The following is a 26,816-nucleotide window of genomic DNA, read 5'->3' on the forward strand; positions in this document are numbered from 1 at the left end:
CGATTCATCGTCTGTCGTGCGCACGCCGGTTGAATCGTGGACTGCGCGGAATCAATCCGGTAGAGTGGGGCGCCTTGACCGCATGCCAACCTGCCGTATGAAGACGACATGCGCGCGCCCGGCGTGGCGGGCAGCCTGCAAGGGCCAGCCCCGAGTCGGTGCGCGATGCGTTTCGACCCTCGCCGATGGATGACCTGCTTTCATTCTATGAGCGTGAGCTGAACCTTCTGCGCCACCAGGCGAAGGAGTTTGCGCGACGCTACCCGAAGATCGCGGCCCGCATGCAGCTCGCGAGCGGGGCCGATGCCAGCAGCGCCGACCCGCATGTCGAGCGCCTGTTCGAGTCGTTTGCGCTGCTCGGCGCGCGCGTGTCGCGCCGCATCGACGACGACTACCCGGAATTCACGGCCGCGCTGGCCGACTCGCTGTATCCGCACTTCCTGCGGCCGTTCCCGTCCTGTTCGATCGCGTGCTTCGAGATCGACGCGAGCCGGGCCGCGCAGATGTCGGCATCGGTCGTGATACCACGCGGCACCGAGTTGTACAGCCGGCCCGTGAAGGGCGCAAAGATCTTTTTCCGGACCGCGTACGACGTGACGTTGTCGCCGCTGCGGCTGACGGCCGCGCGCTTTCACGCGGTTGCCCAGGCACCGCGCGCGCTCAGGCTGCGACCGGACGCGAGCGCGCAGATCTCGCTCACGTTCGAGATTCAGTCTCCGCATGCATCGATCGCCGATCTGAAGCTCGACGTCGCGCGTCTCCATGTGCGGGGCGAACCGCTGTTCCGCGCTGCGTTGCACGACGCGCTGTCGATTCACGCGCTGCAGGCGTTCGTCGAGCCGGACGATGGCGGGCGCTGGGTTGCGCTCGATCGCGTGCCGCTTTCCCCGGTCGGCTTCGAGCCCGACGAGAGCCTGATTCCGCCACCGGTCGTCGGGCACCCGGTTCATGCGTTGCTGACCGAGTACTTCGCGTATCCGGAGAAATTCGATTTCTTCGATTGCGACCTGCGTCGTGCGGGACGCATCGGCGGCAGGCGCTTCACCCTGCATCTGCTGCTGAAGGACGTTGGCGCGGATTCCCGGATCGCGCACGCGCTGGAGCCGCTCGGCGTCGGGCACGTGTTGTTCGGTTGTACGCCTGTCGTCAATCTGTTCGGTGCTGATGGCAAGCTCGGGCACCGGCCGAATACCGCATCGCCGGATGCGGACATGTATCCGCTCGTGGTCGACGACCAGAGCGCGTTCGCGTACGAGATCCATTCGGTGGATGCCGTGACGCAGGTCGAAGCGACGCCGCAGGGCGAGCGCACGGTCGGCTATCGGCCGCTGCATGCGCTGTATCACGGTGGTCAGGCGCCGAATGCGGCGCTGTACTGGCGGACGCAGCGCGATGCCCTGGCGGCGAAGCGCGAACCGGGGCGCGAGATGACGCTGGGCTTCGTCGACCGTTCGCTGCGGCCGGTTGCGGCGCCGGCCGCGCTGGTGCTGAAACTCACCTGCAGCAATCGTGACCTGCCGACGGAGCTGGCGCCCGGCACATCGGAGGGCGAATTGATGCTCGAGGGCGGCATGCTCGCGCGGCGGATCGGCCTGTTGCACCGGCCGACGCCGTCGCGGCAGTTTCGCGGCGACCGCGGCGCGATGTGGCGGCTTGTGTCGATGCTGTCGGCCAATCCGGTACGACTGTCGGGCGGTGCCGCGCCCGTGCGCGACGCGCTGGCGCTGCACGACTTGGCCCGCTTGCCGGCTACCGTCCGGCAGATCGACAGTGTCGTCGATGTGACGCACCAGGCCGTGACCGCATGGGTGTCCAGCCAGCCGTTTGCGAGCGTGGTGCGCGGGCTGGAGATTCGCGTGGTCGTGGACGAGGACGGGTTGGCGGGAACCGGCGTCCACGCTTTTGCGCAGGTACTGGATCGCTTGCTCGGCGAATACGCGACACCGAATGCGTTCACGCAGCTGGTGATGGTGTCGGGCCGCAGCGGAGCCGAGTTGTTTCGTTGTGCGAGGCGACCCGGTACGGCGATGCTGCTGTAGCGGCCGCGCTGGGTCTGCCCGTCGCCGCGACCGCTCAGGCGGCTGCCGTCAGCGGTTGCAGGGCGGCTGCCGCCGCCTCGGTCGGCCGTGCGGGCGTGACGAGCATCACGCCACGTTCGAGCGGGTCGCTGATCGATACCGCGAACACGGCTTGCCGATCCTCGGTCGCGCGATCCGCGGCGACGGCCAGCGCAGTCAGTGCGAGCGCGGCGCCGCTGGTGCCGTTGGCGAGCCCGAGGTGCCGGCAGCGTTCGGTTGCATCGTCTCCCCATGCCTGTTCGGCGACACTCACGATCTCGGTGCGACGGCTGCTGCGCAGGTCGGCGTCGCTGACGAGTCCCGGTGCCGACAGGTCAGGGTAGCGTGCGGAGAGCCGCGCGCGCGCCGCATCGAGCAACAGCCCGAGCGTGGCCGAGTCCGTCTTGCCGTGGTCCGCGGACGTCGGGCGGCGCGCGGACGCGAGCCGGTGAACCGACGCGACCGGCGTCGCGTGCGGTGCGTCGGGATGGGCGAGCAGCAGCGCGCATGCACCTTCACCGGGGGTGAGGCCGTTCGGACGATCGCGGCCGTAAAGCCGGCCCGCGCGATCCAGCGCGTCGACGGCATCCTGGCTGGCGGTCGAATCGAAGGCGAGCACGATATGAAGATCGCCGGAGGGCTGCAGGTGCACTGCCTGGATCAGTTCGTCGATGAGGGCCCACGCCTGCACCGGATCGTCGATCGTGCGCAGTTGCACGCGCGCGATGCCGGGGGGGATGGGCGCGCGTGCCATATGGGCATCGAGCCATGCGGCGAGTGTCGACGCAACCGGCTGCCAGCGCCCGGCATCAGCAGATGCAGCTTGAGCGGTGCCGCATCGGCGCCCGCGCCGGACAGGGCGGCGTGACGCTCGCGCAATTCGTCGAGCGCGTCGGCCGCGAGTAGCAGCCCGCGCCAGTGCTCGTCCTTCAGCGTGTCGCCGGCGTCGGGCGGCAGCAGGCGCTTGTCGAGGCGGTCAAGCGACACCGATTCGACGGTGCTCGCAAAGACGCCCGTGCCATCGGGGCGTTGCAGATCGGGATGCAACTGGATCGGGCGCTGTTCCCGAGCCACCGCGTCGATCTCGGCGGTCGTTTCGCCCGCCGGCAGTCTGACGCTGCTGTCGAGCACCAGGGCCGTCCACGTGTGCGACGCGGCTTCCTGCGCACCCGGTGCGGCCTGCGGCGCGAGCGCAGCCGCGGGGGCCGCGGCGCCGGCCGGTGTGCGCTGCGCGAATGTCCGGCGCGCCCATGCCGCGCAAATGGCGAGTGCGGCCGGCAGCACGAGGCCGCACAGCAGCAGTTCCCGCACAGTCGGCGCATGGTGGGTCGTTTCCCACCAGACAAGGACGGCGGCCCACACCGTAGCGAACAGCGCTGCGATCCAGGCCGTTCCGCGCAACCCCGTGATCATTCCGTCGTTTCCTCTCGTGACGTGCCGGTGCGTGTCGTGTATCAGGTGCCGTCGCTGCCCGTCGACCGGCTCGCGATCAACACGGCGCCGCAGGCGGTCTTGTAGCCATCGCGCGCGACGCCTTCGCCTTGCGCGATCATCGTGTCGTCGCCGTCGACGATGTAGTTCGGCCCGTGCACCGGGCAGGTCACCGTGTCGTTGCGGCGCGCGATGCCGCGGCCGGCGACCGACGACAGGGAGGACGCGCTGGTGACGGTGCCACCGTGGCTGTGCTTGTCGCCAAGAACAATGAAGGGCGTTGTCATCGGGCTGGTCTCCTGGCTGGCTGGATGGCTGTGGTGCGGGTGAAGCGCACCGTGGCGCCGTACAGCGGCGCATTTTACATCGTGTAATGTTCGTAATGGAAATCGTCCGTCAGGTAGCTTATACCTTACGGAAATTAATACCGGCTTTCATGGATTATTCATCTGCCCGGTAATCCGGCTGGCGTCATTATCGGGCGAGAAGGCCGTTCGTCAAGGTTTGGTGTTTTAAATCGCTAGGCTCGTTTGCCTATGGCGAAGCGGCGAAACGTAATCTAAAATAGTAAGCTAAAAATAGGGGCGCATTACATTGCCGGGCTTGCATGAATCCCGTTTACAGCGGGGCAGCCGGCATTCCATGCAGGGCCAAACAGAACGCATGCGCATGCCGATACCGGTTTGGCGGTGGCAGTCGTGCTGCCGGCGATCATGCTTCGTCCCGTGTTCGTCGCAGCAATATGCATTTAAAAACGTCAAATCCTGAGAGAGCGGGAATCGCATGAGCGTCATCGCGGAATTTGCGTCACTTTTCGGCGCATTCAATCGCCTGTATTCGCTGGACGGAGCCGGTGCGCTTGCTGCGTTTCAAGTCGAACGCTGGACCGGCCGTGAATCGCTCTCCGATCTCTTTCAGTGGGACGTCCATGCGCTGTCGACCGATCCGGCACTCGACCTCGACGCGATGCTCGGGCAGCGCGCGGCGATTCGCACCACGCTGGCGGACGGGACGACGACGCTGCGCAGCGGGCTCGTCGCGGAAGCCGAGTGCATCGGCTACGATGCGGGCCTCGCGCGCTACCACCTTGCGATCGTGCCGTGGCTTGCGGCATTGACGCATGCGCGCGACGAGCGAACCTTCGTGAACCAGACGCTCGCCGACGTGCTCGACACGGTGTTCGCGCCGTACGCCGGGATCGCGCGATGGCGCCTGACGCCGGATGCGAGCCGGCGTATCGATGCGCTGGGCCCGTGTGCGTACCGCGTGCAGTACCGGACGCACACGCACTTTGAATTCGTGCAGCATCTGCTGGCCGAGGCCGGCCTCGGCTTCTGCTTCGTCGAAGACGAGGATGCGCCCGCCGGTCATGCGATGCTGATCTTCGACGACAGCGCGCAACTGGCCGAGGACGACACGTCCGCGCGGCGCGGCGGGGTGCCGCGCCGGTCGAGCGGCACGGCGACCGACGCCGACGAGGTGATCCTCGGGATCGGGCAGTCGGTGTCGCTGACGGCCGATCGCATCACGCTGATTAGCAGCGACTACCGCGCGAACCAGGCGACCACCGCTGGGGCCGGCCTCGGTCGGCCGAACGGTGCGCGTGAGCTTTACGACGACGTGGGCCCCGAAGCGTTCGACAGCTGGCGCGAAGCGGAAGACACCGCACGGCGGCACGCCGATGCGATCGTGTCGCGCGCGTGTCGCTGGACCGGCTACGGCACGCTGCGTACCGCGCGTGCCGGCCGCGCGCTGAGAATCGTCGACGCGGGATGGCAAGGTGCGCGCGACATCGCGCGGCCGGACGCCTTTCTCGTGACCGGTGTCGAGCACATTGGCATCAACAACCTTCCCGATACCGTGATGCAGGCCGTCGAGCGGCGGCTCGGGCCGTTGCCGCCGACGGCGCTCGATCCGCGCGTGCTCAGGCAGGCACAAGCGGGCGGCTATGCGAACCGGTTCGATGCGGTGCCGCGCACCCAGGTGTGGCGACCGACGCTGGCGGACGGTACCGGCGAGCGCCTCAATCCGCGCCCGACGGCGCTTGGCGCACAGACCGCGATCGTCGTCGGTCCGGCGGGTGAATCCCGACCCGGCGCGACGGGGCCGGTGCATGCCGATGCGCAGGGCCGGTTGCGCATCCGATTCCATTGGCAGGCGGAAGACGACACGGGTACGTATCCGACGCGTGCGATCCAGCGGCTCGCGAGCGAAGGGCACGGTCTCCAGCAGGTACCGCGCATCGGCCATGAGGTGCTCGTGCAGTTCCACCACGGGCTCGTGCATCGTCCGATCGTGCTCGGCGGGCTGTTCAACGGCCGCGGCGAGGGCGGCGAGTCGCCTTCGCCGGGCGGGATCACCGGCCAGCCGCTCGACGCGTCGATCTATACGCAGGCGGACGATCACGCGCCGAGCGCGCAGGGCAATCTCGCGAACGGGCACAGCCCGGCGTGGCACGGTGCCGGCGGCGGCGCGGATCGCCACAACCATGCGGGCGCGCTGTCGGGCTTCAAGAGCCAGGGGTTTGACGGGCAGGGCCACAACCAGCTCGTCGCCGACGATACCGACGGCATGGGGCGCATGCAGATGGCGACGACGCACGCGGCGACGCAGCTCAACCTCGGCCATCTGCGGCATCAGTCCGACAACTATCTCGGCAGTTTCCGCGGGCAGGGCGTCGAACTGCGTTCGGACGCATACGGTGCGGTGCGCGCGACGCGCGGCATGCTGGTGTCGAGTTATGCACCCGCCGGTGCCGCGCAGCCGGCAGGCGATGCGTCCGCGCTGCAGGCGCTGCTGGCACGGCAGATCGCGCTGGTCGGCCGGTTCGACCGGACTGCCGAGACGCACGGCACATTGCCGTTCGCCGCGCGGCGCGGCGTCGAGCAGGCCGGCCAGTCGTCGTTGAACGGCAGTGCCGCACCGCTCGATGCGCTCGAGCAGAGCTTTGCGACGACGGTCGGTGCGAACGGCTTTGCACAGGCATCGGCCGACGCGGCGCAGCGCTCGACCGGCAACGCGCTGCCGCATACCGGCGACGCCGTGCTCGGCATCGAGGCAAAGGGTGAGCACGGGCTGGTCGCCGGGCAGGCGCTGCAGTGGGCGGCCGGTGAAACGCTGTCGCTCGGCAGCGGCGCCGACTTCAATCTCGCCACCGCGCAGCAGTTGCGCATCCACGGCGGGCAGGGCATCGGCTGGCTGGCCGGCGCAGGCCACGCGAACGGCGTCGGCATGAGCGTGATCGCGGGCAAGGACGGCCTGATGTTGCAGGCCCAGCGCGATGTGCTCGGCCTGCGGGCGCGCGACGACCTGAAGGTCGCGTCCGCGAGCGCGGACGTCGAGATCGCCGCGAAGAAGACCGTGCATCTGGCGGTGAGTGGCGGTGCACACGTGACGATCGAAGGCGGCGACGTCACGTTCGGCTGCCCGGGCAAGTTCGTCGTGTATGCCGCGCAGCACGCATTCGTGGGCCCGGAGCAGGTGAGCACGCCGTTGCCGCAGTTTCCCGAGAAGGTGTGCGTCGAGTGCCTGCTGCATGCGATGCAGTCGGGCAGCGTGCTGGCCGGCAAGGCGATCTGAGCATGACGATCGATACGTCCGACTGGATCGACCGTTATCCCGACGATACGCTCGACCGGCTGCGCGCACTGTTCGAGCCGCCGGTTCCGGAGAACGGCCGCTGGCACCTGCTGCTCGACATGGGCTTCGCGCCGGCGTTGCGCGAGCGGCTGCCCGTGGCCGGCCGCAACGATCGCGTCGTCGCGCTGTACGAAGGCGTGTACGACGGTGCTGACCTGATGTCGATTTCGCCGTGCGTCGTGCCGCTGCCTGTCGACGAGAAGGCGCGCACGGCGATGTTCGAGATCGTGCTGCGCGAGACGGCCGGGCGGCCGACGGTGAGCCTGTTGTCCGGTACGCGCGATACGGACGCCCTCGTTGCGCATTTGCGCGGACAGCTCGAAGCGAGCGCGGCGGCCGACGGCGAAGCGTTTCTCGTGCGTCTGGCCGACACGCGCTGTCTGCCGGCGTGGCTCGCGGCGCTCACGCCGGCGCAGCGCCGCCGCTTCACGGACGGCATCGCCGCGTGGCACGTGTTCGACCGTACGGGAAAGTGTATGGCCCTCGATCTCGATGTCGCGGACGGGGCGCCCGCGCGCGACGCGGATGCGGGGCGAAGCGGGGAGCCGTACGTGCTCGACGAACACCAGGTCGAACGGCTGCGGCAGGCGGCGAAGATCGACACGCTGATTTTTCACGTGCGCCAGCGGCCGGAAAGTTTCGGTCGGCTGGTTGGCACGCCGTCGCAGGCGCATGCGTGCGTGAGCGCGGCGTGGGCGCGTCACGACGGGCCGCCCGCGGCAGCCTCGCGGGCCGCGCTCGATGCGCTCGAGGCATCCGGCTTGCTCGTGACGGCGTCGCTGCCTGCCGCGTCGTCCGCGTAATGCGACGCGGCTTCATGCGCATGCGGACGAGAGCCGGGCACCTGCAGGCGAACGTGCGTGCGAAGTATCGCGGAGTGGATAACGACCTGCGCCGGACGGCGTCGGACAAGAGGATCTAGAGATGGGTTTGAACGGCGGTTCCACGACGATTGTTGCCCGGCTGCTGATGTGCATGGCCGTGATGCTGGGGGCGGTCGGGGGCGCGCGGGCAACCGACGTGCAGCGGCCCGCGTCGGCGACGCAGGATGCACCGGTTGCGGCGCCCGATACGATGGCGCTGAAGCTGAATGCCCTCAACTACACCGACGTGCCGGTCGGCGCGTTCTATGTCGACGGCACGTGGGGCGGGACGGTGCCCGCGCGCATCGGCAGCGGCGGCGGCGCGATCGTCTGCTGTGTCGCGTTGCCGAAGCAGTGGCATCCGGGCCTGACCGTCAACGTGCAATGGCGCGACGACAACCTGTACAGGAAGGATCCGAGGGCGCTCGCGAGCCGGGTCGTGCCGGTCGAGCGCTACGACGCATTTTCCGACGGATTCCTGTGGCTCCTGTTTTTCCCGCATGACCGCATCAAGGTCTACGCGTCGCAGTGGATGCCCGGATACCGAGGCTTTCCGGAAAACCTCCAGGCGCCCGATGAGGCCTGCCCGGGGAACTTCACGTTACGGAACGGCGATGCGCGCTGTCCGCATCCCGACAAGAGGATCGCGCGATGAGCTTCCGGTTCGCGAGCGCCGATCGGCAGGACGTGGGGGTCGTGACGAAGGAGGAGCAGGACGCGATCATGCGCCGGCTCCACGACGACGACGGGATGAGCTGCTGCAAGACGCTGCATGTCGGCATCTTCTTCGACGGCACGCGCAACAATGCCGATCGCGATCGTGCGGGCGGCAAACACAGCAACGTCGCACGCCTGTTCGATGTGTTTCCCCGCGACAAGTACCACCGCGCCATCTATGTGGCGGGTGTCGGCACGCCGTTCGTCGACGAGGTCGGCGACCAGGGCGTCGGCCTGCAGGCCGCGGCGGGCGCCGCGACGGGCTGGGCCGGCGAGGGGCGCATCAACTGGGCGCTGCTGCAGATCCACAACGTCGTGCATGCGCACGCGTTCGGCAATTCGCTTTCCGCGGCGCTCGGCAAGAGCGACCGGGAACTCGTGAAGGCCGTCAGCCTCGACCTGAACTTCAAGGGCATCAATCTCGGCGGCACGCCGCCGAAGCCGGGCAGCCTCGGCGACATCAACGCGCGCGAGAATGCGGGCGTCGGCGCGCTCAAGTTGATGGCGGCCGAGCAGAACGGTATCGAGCTGACCTGGGATCGCGACACGATCTGGGCGCAGCTGAAGGGTGAGGCCGATACGGCGAACTGGACCAGGACGATGCGCGCGTGGGACGACAAGCGTCGCACGGCGTTACGTGCCCGTTGCGCGCAGCTGAACGAGCGCGTCGGCGATCAACTGGCGAAAGGCAAGCCGAAGCTGCAGCGGATCCGGCTGTACGTGTTCGGTTTTTCGCGCGGTGCGGCCGAGGCGCGCACGTTCTCGAACTGGCTGGCCGACGCGCTCGATCCGGATTTCAGTCTGTGCGGCGTGCCCGTGTCGTACGACTATCTCGGCCTCTTCGATACGGTCGCGTCGGTCGGCATCGCGCAGAGCACGGCCGCGACGGTGTTCGACGGGCACGGCGGTTGGGGGCGCAAGGAATTGATGGCGGTGCCGGGCTACGTGCGCCGCTGCGTGCACATGGTCGCCGCGCACGAGCCGCGCGGGTCGTTTCCGCTCGACCTGATCAATTCGTCGCTCGACGGGCGCGAGGAGATCGTCTATCCGGGCGTGCATTCGGACGTCGGCGGCGGTTACGGGCCAGGCGAGCAGGGGCGCGGCACGAGCGATGCCGACAAGCTGTCGCAGGTCCCGCTGCTCGATATGTATCGTGAAGCGCGCAAGGCCGGCGTGCCGCTCGACATCAAGGGGCCGGGCGTCGCCGCGGAAGCGGCGTCGGCATTCGCGATTTCCCCGGCGCTCAAGCGCGCGTTCTCCTCCTACGTCAGCACGAGCGCGGACTACTACTACGCGAAGGAGCACGGCACGCCCGGCCTGATGCGCGCGCACTACGGCCTTTACCTGCGCTGGCGCAAGATGCGGCTCGACAACCTGCGCGCGCAACCGTCATATGCGGCCGCGAGAGCGGCCTATCCGCAGGATGCGGTCGATCTCGACAGCGCGAACGAGGAGTTGCGGCTCGAGTGGCTTGACCTGCTGGAGTGCGAGAAGGCGGGCGGTCCGACCGTGAAACGGTACGCGGGCGACGCGGTCAGCCGGAAGATCACGCTCAACCCGAAGGCGGCGGCCGTCATTTCGCCGGCCGTGCTGCCGGTTGCCGCGGGCCTGGAATCGGCGATTCCGGTCGTCGGCCCGCTGGTGCGCACGAGCGCGAAGCGCGCCGAAGCGTTTTTCCAGCAGCAGCTCGACGAGAAATGGAAGCAGTGGCTCGAGGTGCGGAGCGACTGGAACATGGGGCCGCCGGAAGCGCCGATCAGTGCGCTGTACGACAACTTCATGCACGACTCGCGCGCGTGGTTCAAGCCGCTCGGCGACGATGACGACGTGTGGAACCACAAGCAGATCAAGGCGCTGAAAACCCGGCAGGCCGATTTCGAGCGGCAGCATGCCGCCTGGAAGAAGCGCCAGGAGAGCGGCGTGCCGGGGCCGTCGCAGATCATGCAGCGGATGGGTGCAGGTGCGCTGGGGCTCGGGCCCGTGATGAACGTCGCTCCTGAACCCGAGCCGCGTTCGCCGCTGACCGCGCCCCAGGCCGACATCCTGAAACGCTACGACGTCGCGCAGCAGGCGGCGCAGAAGGCGCGCGCGGCGAAGGATCCGGCGGCGCCGACGGACAGCGCAATCCTGACCGACCCGAAAGTGACGGGCGGGCTCGCGCTGCAGAATTCGGGGCGCGAGTTTTCGTTCGTGTGGGGCTACCTGCGCTGGCGAACCGTCTACGTCGACGGCGTGCGCTGGGATGCGCCGTACGTGCCGACCGTGCAGGAAGACATGGAGGCGCAGCGCAGGATGTTGCAGTACAAGGTCGACATCAACGGAATCTTCCCGAATTGATGCGGCGTACTGACGCCAGCCGGTGGCGGCCGCTCGCCGTTGCACCGCAGAACCGATTCGATACGAACCAGCCGGCGCGAAGAGGATTCGCGCACGATTGCCGAGAGAGCACATGGATCTTGTTGCCGCATTAACGGGTTACGGGCAAGCGACCCGCCATATCCAGATCGATACCGCGATGCCGGGCGCATTCGTGGTCGAGCGCTTTCACGGTCGTGAAGGCATCAACGAATCCTTTCGGTTCGAGATCGACGTGCTGTCGAGCGAACCGTTTCTCGACCTGTCGCCGCTGATCGGCAGCGCCGCACGCCTGCGGCTCGCGACGGCCGCCGGCGAGCGTTGCTGGAACGGCTACGTCACGCATGCCGCGTATGCGGAGAGCGACGGCGAATTCACGCGGTACCGGCTGACGATGGAGTCGTGGCTCGCGTTGCTGCAGCTGCGCCGCAACTGCCTGTACTTCGTCGATCTCGATGTCGAGGGGATCTGCGAACGCGTGTTCGGCGACTACCCGGAAGCGCACCGGCGCTATGAGCGGATGGAACCGCTGCGGACGTTCCGCCTGCGCGGCCAGTATCGCGAAACCGATCTGGATTTCGTGCTGCGCCAGTTGTCGGAGGCCGCGCTGTCGTTTCGCATCGAGCATGAGCAGGACGCGGGGCAGGCACCGTCGGGCGACCACACGGTCGTCGTGTTCGACCGCCATGCACGGTTGCCCGACGGCAGTCGCATCGCGTTCAATGCGCAGGACGTCGGCGATCCGGACGGCGTGATGACGCAGTTCACCGATCGGCGCCAGCTCGTGCCGGATCGTGTGGTGGCGACGAGCTGGAAAGCCAGCGAACTGCATGCGCTGGCCGGCCAGGCGCAGCAGCCCGCCGACGCGCATGCACCGGTGTTGCCGGTGCGCGAGATCTACGACGGCCAGCGTGCCGGCCGCTTCGATACGAGCGGCGATGCGCAGCGCTACGCGGAACAGCGTCTCGATGCGCTGCAGCTCGCGAAGCGGATTCACCACGGCGCGGGTACGTCGCGCACGCTCGAGACGGGCAAGGTGCATACGCTGACGGACTACCTGGGCGGCACCGTGCGGTTCGTGCCGCTGTCGATCGAGCATGAGGCCGTCAACAATCTCGGCGCACAGATCGGGGAACTGTTCGGGCGGGGCGAGCTGGAGAACGGGCTGTATCGCAACCGGTTCGTCGCGGTGCCGGAGGGTACGCCCATCGTGCCGCCGTTCCGCGACCGGCCGACGGTGCACGGCGTGCAGACCGCGATCGTCGTCGGCGAGCCGGGCGGACGCGTCAGCAGCACGCGCGATCACCAGGTCCGCATCCAGTTTCCGTGGATGCGCGGCACGGCGCCGTTGCGTGGAGGGCTGACGGATACGGCGAGCCGCTCCAATCCCGCCGGCCATGCGCCGGGCAACCACCGCTCGGGCATTCTGGCCCGGGTCGCCGAGCAGGCCGCCGGACCGAATTTCGGTCACGCGTTCACGCCGCGCGTGGGCACGGAAGTGGTGGTCGGCTTCGAGTCGGGCAACATCGATGCGCCGGTCGTGCTTGGCCAGGTGTATGGCGGTCGGGTCCGGCCGCCGTTCGCGGCGGGCGAAGGCAGCGACGCGAACCATTCGGGGACGCTGACGGGCCTGCAGACGCAAACGCTCGACGGGCAACCGGGCAGCCGCTGGGTCATGGACGATGCCGCGGGCCAGTTGCGCCATGAAGTGAGCAATTCGACCGCCGGCACGCGTCTGGCGCAGGGCTACTTGATCGACCAGCAGGGCACGATGCGTGGCGCGTATCGCGGCGAAGGCTTCGAGCTCGCGACGCAAGGCTGGGGCGTGGTACGGGCCGGGGCCGGCGTGCTGGTATCGAGTACCGCGCGCGCGCTTGGTGCGTCGACGCAGATGGATGTGGCGGAGCGCGTGGAGCAGTTGAAGGAAGCGGCGAAAACCGCGCAGGAACTCGACAAGGCGGCAACGGACGCGCAGGCGGTCGGCCTGGAGGCGAACGCGGCGCAAGCGGATTTCCTGAAGGCGATCGATCCCGCGCAGGACGGCAAGTTCACCGGCAGCGTGAGCGGCCAGAGTGCGACCAAGCCGAACGGGACGCAACGTGACGGCGGCGACCCGGTCGAGCGCTTCGCGGTGCCGGCGATCCTGATGGAATCGCCGGAGAACATCGTCGTGACGACGCCGGATAGTGCGGTGTCCTATGCGGCGCAGCACGTTCACGTGACGTCGCAGGGCGATGCGCACGTGGGCGCCGGGGCGACGGTGGCGGCGGCGACCGGCGATGCGATGAGTCTGTACAGCGTGGCCGGCGGGTTGAAGGCGATCGCGGGCGAAGGGCCGGTGAGCGTCGCGGCGCATGCGTCGACGATGGAGATTCTCGGCGACCAGACGGTGCGCGTGACGTCGACCGACGAGCGTGTCGACGTGCTCGCGCAGGACGCGATCGTGCTGCAGCAGGGGCCGAACCGGATCACGCTGAAGGGCGGCGACATCATCGTCGAGACGCCGGGGCAGTTCGCGGTGAAGTCGGGCGGGCATCCGTTCCCAGGGCCGCTGGCGGCGAATGTGAAGCTGCCGGCGCTGCCGGTGTTGCCGCAGGGAGACCCGTGTGATTTCCTCGTGCAGGCGCTGGCGGCGAGTCCGGCGGGGCGCGGGGCGGTGGGGGCGGGGGTGAGTGCGGCAGGTGCGGCGGCGGCGCCTTATGTGGCGACGTCGGTGGCGTCGGTTGCATCGGTTGCATCGGCATGGGGCGGGGCCGCATCGGGCGCGACGGCCTTGATGGCTGACATGCCGTTCGCGGGAGCGGGGAGCTTGCCGCTTGTCCCGCAGGCATTTGCAGCGGAGTCGAGTCGAGCCATGCCTGCGCCTGCTTCATCGGGACTGGATACAGGGCCCGGCCCGTCGCTCGGTTATTCGAGCCCGCCGCCGGTTTCGAGCGAACTGGAAGGCATGCCGAAGAAGGGCCCGGCTGCGCAAAGCGGGCCGTGCAATCTTCACGTGCCCGCGATCCCGTCAGAGGTTCACACGGTTGATGGTGGATGCGTCAGCTATTTCAAGACGGACTCGGACGGCAATCCGGTGCTCAAGGGCAAGAAACGAATCTGGCTGAATTTCTCCGGTACGAAGCATTCGTACGATATCGAATACGCACCTGCGACGGCGACCGTGACGGCGAAGGTCTATGTCAAGGTCAACTTGAAGGATCAATACTGGATCAATAACGGGGCCGTCTACATGGATCAATCGACAGGCAAGCCGTATTCGGTGCCGTTCAATAGCGATGGAATCCGTGAAGGCCTGGAGATGAGGATCGTGGACCGGCCGGGTGGGCTGGGTCCCATATCGGGCTTCAAGAAGCGCATCGAGGACGGGTTGAATAAAGGGAACTATTCGATGCAGCCGAAGAAATGCCCGCTCGGGAGTGCATGTACGTGCAAGGTCAAGCTGAAACTGGAAGTCGACCTGGTTCAAATTGGACGATGCCATGCGGAGGTCAACCTGTTTCCGATGACGACGCGGGCGGACTCGGAGAATTGGGGGGAAGTGCAAGTCATCTGGGACGACGAGCAGAAGCGGTATGTCCCGGTGGCGAACCAGCATGCGATCGTGCATGAGAGCGGGCATCTGTTCGGCTGGCCAGATGAGTACTTTATTGACGGCGGCGCCGTGTTCGGAAAGTACATCAATTCGCGACATCTGGTTGACGTGAAAATGGCACAGCTTGACGACAACTGGCAGCGCACGACCGAGACGAACCTGATGGGCCGCGGAATGTTGAAGGAAAACCCGGAAATTCCGAAGCACTATATGTATGGCTTCCGTGACTGGTTCAACAAGAAAACCGGGATTGACTGGGAAGTGCTGAAATGAAGCGTTCTTTCCTTTTTTTTGTGGTGTCGATGATTCCTTTCGGAGTGGTTGAAATGGCGCTTGCACAAGATCGCCCTGATTATTTCGAAATTCGTAGCGGGCTGGGGCAGACGAATCCGTCGCCATCGATGGTCTTCACGGCCGATGGCCAAAAGGTGTCGTATTTTTCGCGAGGTCGGGATATCGACCCGATGCCGCCATCGAGTTACTTCGGAATCGGAAAATATACGGCGAGTCTCACGGGAACCTATCGCCAGCATGTCGACCTGTTGAAGGCGACGTTGAGCAGCAGAACGATCCCCCAGATCCGTGCGATCAATAGGGGGTCCGTGCTCGTCTATTCGTTTGACAAGGACGGCCACCATTACGAGGGCGAGTACAACTATCAGTTTGACGGACAATTCAACCGCAACCTTTTGGTGCTTTATGACCTTGCCCACGATCTGCTGGCGCACGGCACGCCGGAGATCAATCTGCATCCGACATTTTCGGTGCGATCAACGACAGAGCATCTCGTTATCGACGTGACGTTCTCGAACGATGGCAAGCATGACGTAACAGTCGACGGCCCGGATCATTGGTCGCCGGATCTGGAGAGTCCCGACCTGCAGTATGTGCAGATCGGTGGCCGCAGCGGTGACGTTCGCTTCCGCGTCAGGCTTGTCAGCAAATATCTAAGCGACACATCGAGACATTACCGGCGCGAAATTGTCGTCAAGCCGGGCCAATCCGAAAAACTGGAATTTCTCGTGCCTTCCGCAGATCTGACCTATGCCGAGGATTCGCCGATGCGCCGTCTCGAGGCCGGTAACTACGCTTTCGTCGGCAAGGTGAACCTCGACATCCTTCGTCCGGAGGAAATGGACGGGCGGTTCTTTACGCCGATGGACCGGCTGGACAACGTGACACTGTCGGGGAAGTGATCCGTGTCGGATTCGCAGTTCCCTTCGACGCGTTGTCGTTCGACAGCGATTCGTCCATCCAGCGAATGGAAACCGGCACCTACGATTTTGTCGGTCGGATGCAGGGCAATTTCGTCAAGCCGGACGAGATGTCCGGCAGGTTCTTCACGTGGACGGATCCGGTTCCGTCGGTCGGCTTGACTCGGGAGTGACATGAACCAGACTGAACATCCGTCGCGCGCGACACCGGCAATCAGAATGCGAAATGACGCTCGTCGAGCGGGCACCCGGACGGGCGGAGTCGCGCGCCGTGCGTCGCGCTGCCTTGCGGCGGCATTGCTGTTCGGTGTGACGGCAGCGTCATCGGCAGGAGAGATCGGGGACTACTTCGCAATACGGAGTAGCCCGGGGCAGGTCAAGCCTGCGCCGGAATCGCGTTTCGAGTTCAACGGAAATCGTGTTTCCTATTATTCGCATGGACTGGATCTGGACCTGTTTCCCGAGGCGAAGTACGCGGGGATCGGAAAATACACGGGAGAACTTGACGATCGTTACCGGCCGGAGCTCGAACAGGTGAAGCGGATGCTGGCCAGTCACGAGATCGCTTCGGTCCGGGGCCGGAATATCGGATCGGTCCTCACGTATTCGGTCGAACAGAACGGAACACGTCATCAGGGTGCGCTGCAGTATCGATCCAGCGACGAGATCACCGTCAAGCTGCAGTTTCTTTACGAAATCGCACAGGACCTGCTGGACCACGGCACGCCGGAAATCAATCTGCACCCGGCGTTCACCGCGCATGCCGCGTCGGGAAATCTGGTGGTCGATATGGTGTTCGGGAATGACGGGACACAGGAAGTGGTCATCGACGGTCCCGAGAAATGGTTGCCGCAGCGTGTAGACCCGAAAAAGCAATACGTCTACATCGGTGCGCTCAATGACGCCCGTGTCGGCTTCGACGTCCAACTTGTCGAGAAGTACCTGAGTCCCGCTTCCCGTCCCTACGCGTCCTCGATTTCCATCAAGCCGGGGCAGCCGGTGAAAGTCGAATTCGTCGTGCCGTACGACGAGCTGACGTTCGACCCGGGATCGTCGGCGCAACAGATTCAAGGGGGCATCTTCCGGATGTATGGCGTCGCCAACGTCAACATCCAGTCGCCCTCGGCAATGAAAGGCAAGGCATTCATCCGGATGGACAAACAACCCGCCGTCGATTTGACCGAACGGTAACGCGTGCATCGATGCTTCGACGCCAGGCACTGAACATATCGCCCCCCGCGAACCCCGAACCCACCCATCATGTCGACCCAATCTGATCTCATCCAGGCATTCTTCGGCGGCTGGTCGCAGCACGACCGGTTCCTGTGGCTGACCACGCCGCTCGGCGCGGACAAGCTCGTCGCCGAGAGCCTGCACGGATGGGAGTCGCTCGATCGCGGCGGCTTCCGTTTCCAGGTCACCGCGCTGACCGAGCGCCCCGACGTGCCGCTCGACCGGTTGATCGGCGCACCGATCCTCGTCGAATGGCAGGCCGCGGATGCGCAGGACGCGCGTCGTCCGTTCCACGGCCACGTAATTGCCGCAGAGCTCGTCGGCTACAACGGCGGGCTCGCGCGCGTGAAGCTCGTCGTCGAACCGTGGCTGGCGCTGCTGCACCAGCGTGTCGACAGCTACAACTTCCTGAACGCGAGCGTCGTCGACATCAGCGAACAGATCTTCGCGCACTATGCGCATGGCGCGATCGCGCCGGCATGGCGCTGGGCGCTTGCCGACCCCGCGAAATACGCGAAACGCAGCCTGACCGCACAGGCAGGCGAATCGGACTTCGCGTTCCTCGAACGACTGTGGGCCGAAGAGGGCATCTTCTACTGGTTCGAACATGAAGGCGATGCGCACTCGGCGAGCCTCGGCAAGCACACGCTCGTCCTCGCCGACACGAACCAGCGCTTTGCGCCCGAGCAACCCGAAGTCATCGGATTCCACCAGACGAGCGACGGCGATCCGCGCGGCAGTATCCGGCAGTTCGTGAGTGCGCGTCGCTGGCGCATCGGCAGCGTCGCGCGGGCGAGTTGGGATCATCGGAGCCTGTCGACGCGTCCGGCCGGCGTGCGTGCGTCCGGCGCAGTCGTGCCGGGCGAGGATCGCGATGTCGCCGGCCCGTACGCGTTCCAGACCGCGGCCATCGGCGACCAGCGTGCGCAGCAGCAACTCGACGCGCAACGCGTGGCTGCGCTGCAGGCCGAAGGCAGCGGAACGCATCGCGATCTGCGTCCGGGGCTGCACTTCGCGATGTCGCAGCATCCGTCGTTCGGCACGTCGAACGCGTTCGTGTGCCTGCGCGTCGAACACGACGCGCGCGCCAACGTGGGTGCCGACGTGCATGGCGCGATTGCGCAACGGCTCGGCAGCATGCCGGCGATGACCGATGCGGTGCCCGGCGCACCCGGCGCACCCGGCGGCGCCCAGGCGCTGCATGCGGCGTTCGACGCCGCGACGCACGACGGCGGCACGCTCGTTGACGGCGACGAAGTCTACCGGAACCGCTTCGCCGCGTTGCCGTTCGAGCAGACCTATCGACCGCTGGCACCGGATGGCCATGGGGCACGCGTGCATCCGGTCGCGGTGATGCCCGGCCCGCAGACCACGATCGTGGTCGGTGCGGGCGACCCCATCCACACCGAGCGCGACCATCGGATCCGGATCCAGCATCACGCGCAGCGCGGGCAGAATTCCGCGAGCCGCGAGGATCATCCGCGCACCGCGAATGCGCCGGCCGATCGTGGCGCAGGCACCTGGACGCGCATGGTGACGCCCGTGGGCGGCGACAACTGGGGCGGCGTGAGCGTGCCGCGCGTCGGCCAGGAAGTCTGGACCGAATGGCTCGAGGGCCAGCCGGACCGGCCCGTTGCGGTCGCGGCGCTGTACAACGGGCAGGGCAACGCGGATGCACAGCACAATACGCTCGCGGGCGGCCCGAGCGGCAGCACCGCGAACGCGGCGGCCTGGTTCGCCGGCAACGACCATGCGGCCGTGCTGACCGGCTTCAAGACGCAGGACATGAACGCGAGCCAGACCGGTGCGGGCGGCTCGCGGCAATTCATGCTCGACGACACCGCGGGCCAGTCGAGCGCGCGCCTATACACGACCGATCACGGCAGCGGCCTGACGCTCGGGCACATCAAGCAGGTGCAGGACAACAAACGCCTCGCCGATCGCGGCTACGGCGCCGAACTGTCGACACAAGCCGCCGGTGCGCTGCGCGGCGGCGCGGGCCTGTTGATCAGCACGGCGCCCGGCGTGAGCCAGATGGACGCGAGCGCGCCGAGCCAGGTGCTCGCGCAGCAGCATGAGATGCTGCAGGGGCTTGCGGACTTCGCGCGCAAGCAGGGCGCGGAGCCGGGTGCCGGTGCGGCGCAGCCCGGTGCCGCGCCGGCCGGCGGCGCAACGGCACCGCTTCCCGCCATCGACGGATTGCAGCAGACCCGGACGTCGATCGGCGCGACGCGCGAAGGCAGCGGCTCAGGCGGTGCCGGCAGCGGTGGTGCGGTCGCGTGGAAGCATCCGCATCTCGTCGCGCATGGTGCAGCCGGTGTCGCTGCGCTGACTGCGAAGAGCCACGTCTGGGCGTCGGGCACGCACACCGTGCTGAGCGCCGGACGCGACGTGCAGGTCACGGTTCAGGGCAAGTCGAGCGTCGTGGCGAAGGAAGGGATCGCGCTGTACGCACATGGCACGTCTGGCGGCAATCGTCCGGTGCCGGCCACGGGCATCACCTTGCATGCGGCGACGGGCGCCGTTACCGTGCAGGCGCAGAACGGCGGAACGCTCGACGCGAATGCGCAACGCGCGGTCACGGTGTCGAGCGCGCAGGCGAGCGTGGCGCTGCAGTCGCCGAAGCGGCTGCTGCTGACGGCAGCCAACGCGTTCCTGAAGATGGAAGGCAACGACATCGTGATCGGCGCGCCGGGCAAGGCGACGTTCCATGCCGCGCAGCACACGCTGACCGGCCCGCGTTCCGCGAACGTGCAGTTGCCGTCGATGAACAAGCCTGCATGCGTGGAGTGCATGCGGGATCTCGCGCATCGCCACGAAGCGATCGCCACGCGCGGGTGATGACGATGACGATGCTGGTTCAGACATGGGAAACGACGGGTGCCGGTGAGCACGCGGCGTTTCCCGATACGCATCGCTATCTGTTGACCGATGCCTCGCAACTGCCGATCAATGCGGCGCCGTGGCGCGACCTGATCGCGCAAGGGCAGGTTCGCAACGTGCTGGACGGCCAGCCCGAGGCGAGCGACCCGGAAGTCTGCGCGCTGGTGTGCGACTATCGTGCGCCGCATGTTGCGGCGCTGCTCGAACGGCACCTCGCGCGACGGCCATTCGCGTTTCTGTCGCTGGTCAGCGTCTATCCGCTCGACGAACTGGCGGCGAAACTCGGCGTCAGGACGCGCGTGATGCTGCCCGACGATCGCGACGGCCTGCTGCGGTTCTACGACGCGACCGTGTTCCAGACGCTGGCGGGGGCGCTGTCGGAGTCGCGCTATCAGGCGTTGCTGTCGCCGTGCGTATCGTGGACCTATGTCGGCCGCGACGGTGCCGTCGGTACGACACGGCATCCGCGCCGGCATGAACGGATCTTCTATGCACGCGTGGATGCGCGCGAGCTCGACGCGTTGCGCCGCGACAGCCGGCCGGACGCCGTGATCGCCGAACTGCGGCGCAATGGCCGGATCGCCGTCGATGCCGACCCGTTCGAAACGTATGCGGGCATGCGCAATCTGTTCGGTATGCTGGACGCACAGGGGCTGCAGGATGAGCGACTGGCGTACCGGATCGGCGCGACGCTGGCGATGGTCGGCCATGTTCAACTCGACGATACGATCGTCGCCGAGTGCATCGCGGCGCATCGGAACGATCACGATGCGTTGTGCGACGCGTTGCTCGATCGTCTGATCGAACACGACGATGCACCGGTTGACGAGCCGGAACAGGAGGCGCAGCGATGAACGTGCGGACCCTGTTCTCGTTCAGTGGCCGTGCCGGACGCATGCAGTGGTGGGGCGTGACCGTGCCGCTGCTGATCGCCGCTTCCGTGATCGATGCGCTGGCCGATCTGCCGTTCGCGCAGCGCATGACAACGTTCGTCGATGTCGCCGGCTGGGCATTCGCGATCGTGATGGTCTGGATGCTCGTGGCGGTATCGGTCAGGCGCTGGCACGATCTCGGCAAGTCCGGGTGGTGGACGCTCCTCCATGCCGTTCCGATCGGCGGCGCGTTCGTCGCCATTGCGATGAACGGGTTCTATCGCGGGGACGACGAACGCAACCGGTTCGGTCCGCCACGGCCGCAAGCAAGCAACAACGAAGCAAGTTGATGAGGATATCGATGAAATTCAGGGCAGGGATGCAGGGTTTGGCGCTGGTCGGTCTGGGCGTGCTCGCGGCATGCGGCAAGCACGGTGTCGATGTATCGGCGGAGCCGCACACCGTGTGCGTCACCGGATACAACGAGTACGGCCGCAAGCTGCACGAGTTTTGGCTCGACAACGAGCACAAGTCGGGATGCTTCGGCAATCCGTCGGCACGGGAAGACGGCGAGGCCTTCGGCGGCGGCGGCGGATTCGCGTGCGGCTGCAAGGTGACGCCCGGGCAGAAGGTGAAGCTGTTCTGGGAGTTCGCGCTGCCGCTGGACGACCTTGAGCGCGGCATTCAACCGGAACGCAAGACGATCGACGTGACGATCCCGCAGCCGGAATCGCCGACGTCGCGCTATCTGCGCGTGTATTTCCGCAAGAACGGCACCGCCGAGCTGCAGTGGGTCGACGACATGAACGCGCCCCGGCTCAAGCCGACGCAGGAGAAGTGAGCGCCATGGCCGAAATCAACCTGAAGAAGGATGCCGCAAGCGCGGAGACGGATCGCGTCAAGGCGGAAGCCGAGCAGATGTGTCCTGCGTGCGAGCACATGCTGTGGGTCAGCTTCTATTTCGACGGATTCGGTTTCGGTGACAAGGAAGGACCACGAACCAACATCCTGAAGCTGTTCAATGCCGCATACGAAAAGGAGAGCAAGAACATGCGGCGCTTCTACTATCCGGGGCTCGGCGCCGACTTCGATCCCGAAGCCCGCGTGCTGCGGCAAGTGCTGAAGGACAAGGCGCTGGATACCGCCGGCGAAAAGGCTGGCGACAAGCTCAAGGACGCGACCATCGGCCAGGCCAAGGAAAAGGCGCAGAAGGCCGCCGAGGACGCGTGGAAGCAGAGCGGCAGGATCAGGAATCCGACGTTGGGCAACCGCGTGAGCGACACGTTCGATACGCTGGTCGGCAAGGCGAAGGGCAGCATGGGCGACGCGCGCAAGCGGGTCGAGCGCGCGATCGAGCATCCGGGTGCGGAAAAGAACCGCGCGTTGCGCTACCTGAAGCGCGAATGGAGAGGGTTCTGGCGCGATGTCGTCAAGTATCCGTACCGGATTCCGAAGACCGTGCTGAAAGAGGTCGGCAAGGAAACGCTCGGTGCGCTGGCCGAGTCGTTCCGGCTCTCGCGCGATACGAAGCTCGGCGCCGCCCTGTTCAATACGGGCGTCGATACGCGCCTGAAAGCGGCGGACGAGGATTTCAAGGCGGCGGTGGCCGGTGCGAAGCAAGTGGGCACGTTGAACAGGATTCACGTCGCGATCTTTGGTTACGACATGGGCGGCGGCCTCGCGCTGGCCTTTGCCAAGCAGTTGCTCGACGAAACTTGCAAGGGCGGGAAATACGACGGCGTGGCGGTCAAGATCAAGTTCATGGGACTGTTCGACTGCGTGACGAACCGCTTCGACGACAACCTGCTGACGGGCTACATTCCGTTGAGCAATGCGGTGTCGTCGGATCTGATCCTGTCGCCGGACATCGAGAAATGCGTGCACTACGCGGCCGCGCATGAACTGCGCGTGTACAAGCCGCTGACGATGCTGGGCGTCGATCCGGCAGACATGCGCGGCCCGCGGCAGGAGCGGCTCTTCCCGGGCGCGCAGGTCGATGTCGGCGGCGGGGCGATCGAGGGCGAGGACGGCATTTCCGACAAGCTCGCGCGCGTGCCGCTCGAGATGATGTACCACCGCGCCTACGGTGCCGGGATTCCGATGCCGAGCCTGACGGCGCTGGCGAAGGAGGACGGTGTGCTGTATCGGCAGGTCGTCGCGCCGCAGGAGGTCCAGACCTTCCAGCTCGACTACCGGATGGCCGTCAAGAAGCTGGTGTCGACGACGCGCGAGATTCCGCCGCTGTCGCCGCTCGGCGTGGGCATCGGCTATCCGTCGGCGGCGGGCAAGCCGTCGATCGGGCCGCTCGATTTCCTCAATCCCAAGCCGGTGCCCGACATGACGGACGGTTGCCGCATCCCCGATACGACGCCGCCGCGCCCGGTCGTCGTGACCGACCTGCCGAAAGACATCCAGGGAGAGCTCAAGGGCCACATGGTCGTGTATATCCAGTGGCTGCGCATGTGGTACGACCGCGCGGAAAACCGCACGGCCGCGGAGCAGCGCAAGCCGGGCTGGCTGGGCGGCGCGGCGAACCCGCTGGCGTACGGACGTTACGAGAAACTGGTGCGCGAAATCGACTATCAGAAGCAGCACGGTACGCGGCCGATGTCCGGTTTCGATCAGAACCAGGCAATGAAACAGCTCGGCGGCGAGCTGCCGGCGTCGATGTTCAACACCGATCCCCAGGCGCAGGCGCTGTTCTGGTGGTGGAACAATCCTGGCCAGCGCCTGCCGCAAGTCGAAGCGATGTATCCGCTGTTCGTGAAGCACGTGCACGACAGCATGGCGGAGAGCGACATCGAGGCCGTGTGGAGCCACCTCGTGTCGATCAAGAACTACATGAACACGCGGGCGATGCAGAAGATCGCGACCGCGCCCGACAAGTCCTTCCTGGACCGCGTCGCAGACGTCTATCACTCGCTGGTGTCGTCGGTCTCGACGCCGTCCGGCACGACGGCCGCTCGATAGCCGGCCAAGGCGTGGCGCATGCCGGTTGCCGACGCGCAACCGGCCCGTGCATTACTTCGAGATGTACCAGAGCGCGTCGGTGCTGACACGCGTGGCCGGCGTCGTCGCGGCCGGTGCCTGGGCCGGCGCGGGAGGCGGCGTGTTCGACGTGATGGCGGTCGGCAGCGTGGCCGGAATGTTCGCGGTCGACGGTGAGGCCGTCGTGGCTCCCGACGTCGAAGGCGTATTCACGTACCACAGCGCATCGGCCGACGCCGTGCGTTTTGCCGCAGTTGGCGTCGTTGCCGCCGGACTGGCTGCCGTATTCGCCACGGCATTCGCCGACTTCTTCGATCCAGCGGCCGTCGCCGCAGCCGCGCCCCCCGTCCCGGCCTGCGCCGTCATTCCGGCGCCATTGCCCGCGCTACGCTGCGCGCGCGCCTCGAACGGCCCGAGCTGGAAGATCAACGTTTGCGCGGGACGCGTCAGGACGGCATACGGAAACTGCAGCTCCCACGACATCAGCACGCGCCCGGACGACGTCTCGGTGAAGATCGCCGGCACGTGCTTCATGTCGCTGAACTGCACGTAGATCCGTGCGCCGTCGTCGAAGACCTGGGTCGGCTTCGCCTGGTCCGCACCCGTGACCGTCCATCCGAAGTTGTACGAGCCGGCCGGGCCGGCGGGGCCGCCCTGCGGCGGCGGAGGCGGCGGGGCCGACGAAATCGTGCGCGGGCGCGTGACCCCCTGGGGAGCGGAGACGCTCAGGCTCGCGAACGGGTTGTACGCCTGGGCCTGTTGCGGCGGCGTAAAGGACGGTGGAAGGATGGGCATGGGAGTATCCGGCGAATCCGGCATGGTCCGGATTGCATCATAGACCTTGCGCGCATACGCGAGGCGCTTCTCGGGCGATGCGGAGTTGTACGCGCCGATCGCGTTCCAGTTGGCGCCGAGCTGGCGAATGTTCTGCGACAGGATCCACGCGCCGACGTACGCGTTCGTGCAGGCATCGAACAGGCTCTCCCGCGTGATGCCTTCGCGCGCGAGCGTCGGCAGCCAGGTGCTGTTGATCTGCATCAGGCCGATGTCGACCGTGCCGTTCGTGTTGGTGTTGACGGCGTTCGGATTCATGCCCGACTCGACCTGCGCGATGCCGCGCATCAGGCTGACGCTCACGTGCTGGAACGCGGCCGCGTCGTCGAGGCAATCGGCCCGCGCGACGCCGTGCAGCGCGCACGACATCGCAATCGTCGCGGCGATTTTCAGCGTATCTCGGCTGATCGAACGGGTTATCTGACGCGGCATGGCAGGATGGGGCGGAATCCGGCCGCCCGGTGCAAGGAAATTACGCAGACGCGAAGTGTGCCATAGCGCGCACGCAAATGGCTCGCGTCAAACTTTCCTTTGCATTTGCCCATGCGTTCGCGACGCATTTTTATCGCGTCCGATCACGAGGGGCAGTGAGGCTTTATCGGTAAAAATGGCCGGATATTCGCGCGAATGCCGGCGTAGTGGCGGCGCCGGAATACTGACGCGTCGCGTCATTCGTTCGGTGAAATCGGTGCTGAATCAAACCGGATGGAAATCGCGCGGCAGTCGATATCCGGGTTGAAAAGGGCGATGGAAAGGCGATCCGGAAACAACGGCGGCCGAAGCCGCCGTATCGGTGAAAGCGGATTCGACCGGCCGCGCGGCGCGCAGCCGGCCGTCTCGCATCAGAAGCGGTGGCGCAGGCCGAGGTTGACCATCGTCTGCGAGCTCGTGCCCGCATAGCCGTACGAACCGATCGACGCCTGCGCGGCCATCGAGCCGCCCTTGCCGTCGCCGGTCTGGCCGCTTGCATGCTGGTACGCGGCGGTCAGGTAGACGTCGGTGCGCTTCGACAGGTTGTAGTCCGCGCCGGCCGATACCTGGTGATAGGTCGCCGACGTGTCGCCGCCCGAGCGCGTGTAGCTGTAACCGACGCCGACCAGCAGCGCGTTGGTTGCCTGGTAGTTCACGAAGCCTTGCCCCGTGTTGTAGTGCTCGTTCGAGCCGAACACCGAGCTTCCATCGCGGCGGTACTGCGCGTTGCTGTAGCCGAGGCCGACCGTGAACGGGCCGGCGACGTACTGGCCCGCGATGCGCGCGATGCCGATCGAATGCGCGCTCGCATAGCCGGTGTTGACCGGGCCGTCGAACGTGCCGTCGGACGAGCTGGTCCAGCCGCTGCGCTGGGTGTTCGACGCGGGGCTGTTGGTCGTGTGGAAGTAGCCGCCCGCGACGCTGAACGGCCCGTTGTTGTACGACACGGCGGCCGAATACGAATTCGCGGCGCCAGTGCTGCCGGCGATGCCGCCGAACGAGTACATCGCCGAGAACTGCAGGCCCGAATAGACGGCCGACGTGTACTTCACCGCGTTGTCGACGCGGAAGCTGTTGTCGTAGTTGTCGACGTCGCCCGCCGTCGCGAACACGCTGCCCAGATAGTTGTCGGCGGTGATGCCCTGCACGAGATCGATGAGCGGATCGTACTGGCGGCCGAACGTGAGCGTGCCGTAGCGGTCGCTCGTCAGGCCGACGAACGCCTGCCGGCCGAACATGCGGCCGCCCTGGCCCATCCGGCCGTTGCTCGGGTCGAAGCCGTTCTCGAGCTGGAACAGCGCCTTCAGCCCGCCGCCGAGATCCTCGGTGCCTTTCACGCCCCAGCGGCTGCCGGCCAGGTTGCCCGCGCTGCTGTTGCCGAGCATCCACGCGTTGTCCTTGCCCTGCGCATGGTTCACGTAGGTGATCGACGTGTCGATCACGCCATACAGCGTGACGCTCGACTGCGCATGCGCGGCGGGTATCGCCGCGAATGACGCGACGGAAATCAGCGAGAGGGTCGTGCGTTTCATGTCATCTATATGAACGCGTCCCGTTTGCAACAGTTCTCGTGTGTTCCGACAGACAGGATGGGCTGCAGCTCTATATCCGGCCTTGATGCAGTCGATACCGCCGCTGCGGGCCTCTATGAAATCCGCTGACCC

General features: G+C 66.5%; 17 protein-coding genes and 1 pseudogene. 14 read left to right on the forward strand and 4 right to left on the reverse strand.

Annotation, left to right across the window (positions count from 1 at the left end):
- Nucleotides 1-185 precede the first annotated feature (185 nt).
- On the forward strand, nucleotides 186-2,039 hold the full coding sequence (gene tssF, locus CFB82_RS07370; RefSeq protein WP_089483769.1) for a type VI secretion system baseplate subunit TssF: 1,854 nt from the start codon (nucleotides 186-188) through the stop codon (nucleotides 2,037-2,039).
- A gap of 34 nt (nucleotides 2,040-2,073) precedes the next feature.
- Here the strand turns inward: tssF and CFB82_RS07375 are convergent.
- Together CFB82_RS07375 and CFB82_RS07380 are read right to left on the reverse strand one after the other, a co-directional pair.
- Nucleotides 2,074-3,470, reverse strand: a pseudogene (locus tag CFB82_RS07375) (hypothetical protein).
- A 41-nt stretch (nucleotides 3,471-3,511) separates the two neighbouring features.
- A complete protein-coding gene (locus CFB82_RS07380; RefSeq protein WP_089483770.1) occupies nucleotides 3,512-3,775 on the reverse strand; it encodes a PAAR domain-containing protein in 264 nt (87 codons plus the stop codon).
- Between the two features lie 496 nt (nucleotides 3,776-4,271).
- Between CFB82_RS07380 and CFB82_RS07385 the strand changes: the two genes are divergently transcribed.
- The 13 genes from CFB82_RS07385 (at nucleotide 4,272) to CFB82_RS07445 (ending at nucleotide 23,829) form a co-directional block, all read left to right on the forward strand.
- Entirely contained in the window at nucleotides 4,272-7,067 is a 2,796-nt protein-coding gene (locus CFB82_RS07385) for a type VI secretion system Vgr family protein (protein ID WP_089483771.1), read from the forward strand.
- A gap of 2 nt (nucleotides 7,068-7,069) precedes the next feature.
- Nucleotides 7,070-7,930 carry a DUF4123 domain-containing protein gene (locus CFB82_RS07390; RefSeq protein WP_089483772.1) on the forward strand — a complete coding sequence of 287 codons (861 nt, stop codon included), beginning with the start codon at nucleotides 7,070-7,072 and terminating at the stop codon, nucleotides 7,928-7,930.
- Between the two features lie 121 nt (nucleotides 7,931-8,051).
- On the forward strand, nucleotides 8,052-8,645 hold the full coding sequence (locus CFB82_RS07395) for a DUF3304 domain-containing protein (protein WP_089483773.1): 594 nt from the start codon (nucleotides 8,052-8,054) through the stop codon (nucleotides 8,643-8,645).
- On the forward strand, nucleotides 8,642-11,044 hold the full coding sequence (locus CFB82_RS07400) for a phospholipase effector Tle1 domain-containing protein (RefSeq protein WP_089483774.1): 2,403 nt from the start codon (nucleotides 8,642-8,644) through the stop codon (nucleotides 11,042-11,044). Before CFB82_RS07395 ends, CFB82_RS07400 begins: the two co-directional genes overlap by 4 nt.
- A 112-nt stretch (nucleotides 11,045-11,156) precedes the next feature.
- Nucleotides 11,157-14,930, forward strand: a complete 3,774-nt coding sequence (locus CFB82_RS07405) for a type VI secretion system Vgr family protein (RefSeq protein ID WP_089483775.1) — start codon at nucleotides 11,157-11,159, stop codon at nucleotides 14,928-14,930.
- Nucleotides 14,927-15,853, forward strand: coding sequence for a hypothetical protein (locus tag CFB82_RS07410; RefSeq protein WP_089483776.1), 927 nt, complete (start codon nucleotides 14,927-14,929; stop codon nucleotides 15,851-15,853). Before CFB82_RS07405 ends, CFB82_RS07410 begins: the two co-directional genes overlap by 4 nt.
- A 65-nt stretch (nucleotides 15,854-15,918) precedes the next feature.
- Nucleotides 15,919-16,044 (forward strand): hypothetical protein, encoded by a 126-nt coding sequence (locus tag CFB82_RS43910; protein ID WP_256990289.1) that lies wholly within the window; start codon nucleotides 15,919-15,921, stop codon nucleotides 16,042-16,044.
- A gap of 1 nt (nucleotide 16,045) precedes the next feature.
- Nucleotides 16,046-17,062, forward strand: coding sequence for a hypothetical protein (locus CFB82_RS42005; RefSeq protein WP_143750884.1), 1,017 nt, complete (start codon nucleotides 16,046-16,048; stop codon nucleotides 17,060-17,062).
- 69 nt (nucleotides 17,063-17,131) lie between these two features.
- Nucleotides 17,132-19,945: a type VI secretion system Vgr family protein gene (locus CFB82_RS07425; RefSeq protein ID WP_089483779.1), complete on the forward strand. Its 2,814-nt coding sequence runs from the start codon at nucleotides 17,132-17,134 to the stop codon at nucleotides 19,943-19,945.
- A gap of 5 nt (nucleotides 19,946-19,950) precedes the next feature.
- Nucleotides 19,951-20,841, forward strand: coding sequence for a DUF4123 domain-containing protein (locus tag CFB82_RS07430; RefSeq protein ID WP_179255382.1), 891 nt, complete (start codon nucleotides 19,951-19,953; stop codon nucleotides 20,839-20,841).
- A complete protein-coding gene (locus tag CFB82_RS07435; protein WP_089483781.1) occupies nucleotides 20,838-21,209 on the forward strand; it encodes a DUF805 domain-containing protein in 372 nt (123 codons plus the stop codon). Before CFB82_RS07430 ends, CFB82_RS07435 begins: the two co-directional genes overlap by 4 nt.
- Before the next feature lie 11 nt (nucleotides 21,210-21,220).
- The gene (locus CFB82_RS07440) at nucleotides 21,221-21,700 is read left to right on the forward strand and encodes a DUF3304 domain-containing protein (protein ID WP_089483782.1); all 480 of its coding nucleotides are present in this window, start codon (nucleotides 21,221-21,223) and stop codon (nucleotides 21,698-21,700) included.
- A gap of 5 nt (nucleotides 21,701-21,705) precedes the next feature.
- On the forward strand, nucleotides 21,706-23,829 hold the full coding sequence (locus CFB82_RS07445; protein WP_089483783.1) for a phospholipase effector Tle1 domain-containing protein: 2,124 nt from the start codon (nucleotides 21,706-21,708) through the stop codon (nucleotides 23,827-23,829).
- 51 nt (nucleotides 23,830-23,880) lie between these two features.
- Here the strand turns inward: CFB82_RS07445 and CFB82_RS07450 are convergent, their stop codons facing one another.
- Both CFB82_RS07450 and CFB82_RS07455 read right to left on the reverse strand, forming a co-directional pair.
- Complete coding sequence (locus tag CFB82_RS07450) at nucleotides 23,881-25,113, reverse strand: transglycosylase SLT domain-containing protein (protein WP_089483784.1); 1,233 nt, start codon at nucleotides 25,111-25,113, stop codon at nucleotides 23,881-23,883.
- 410 nt (nucleotides 25,114-25,523) lie between these two features.
- Nucleotides 25,524-26,684 (reverse strand): porin, encoded by a 1,161-nt coding sequence (locus CFB82_RS07455; protein ID WP_089483785.1) that lies wholly within the window; start codon nucleotides 26,682-26,684, stop codon nucleotides 25,524-25,526.
- Between the last annotated feature and the right edge of the window lie 132 nt (nucleotides 26,685-26,816).

The sequence above is a fragment of the Burkholderia sp. HI2714 genome (assembly GCF_002223085.1).
GTDB classification, from domain to species: Bacteria; Pseudomonadota; Gammaproteobacteria; order Burkholderiales; family Burkholderiaceae; genus Burkholderia; species Burkholderia lata_D.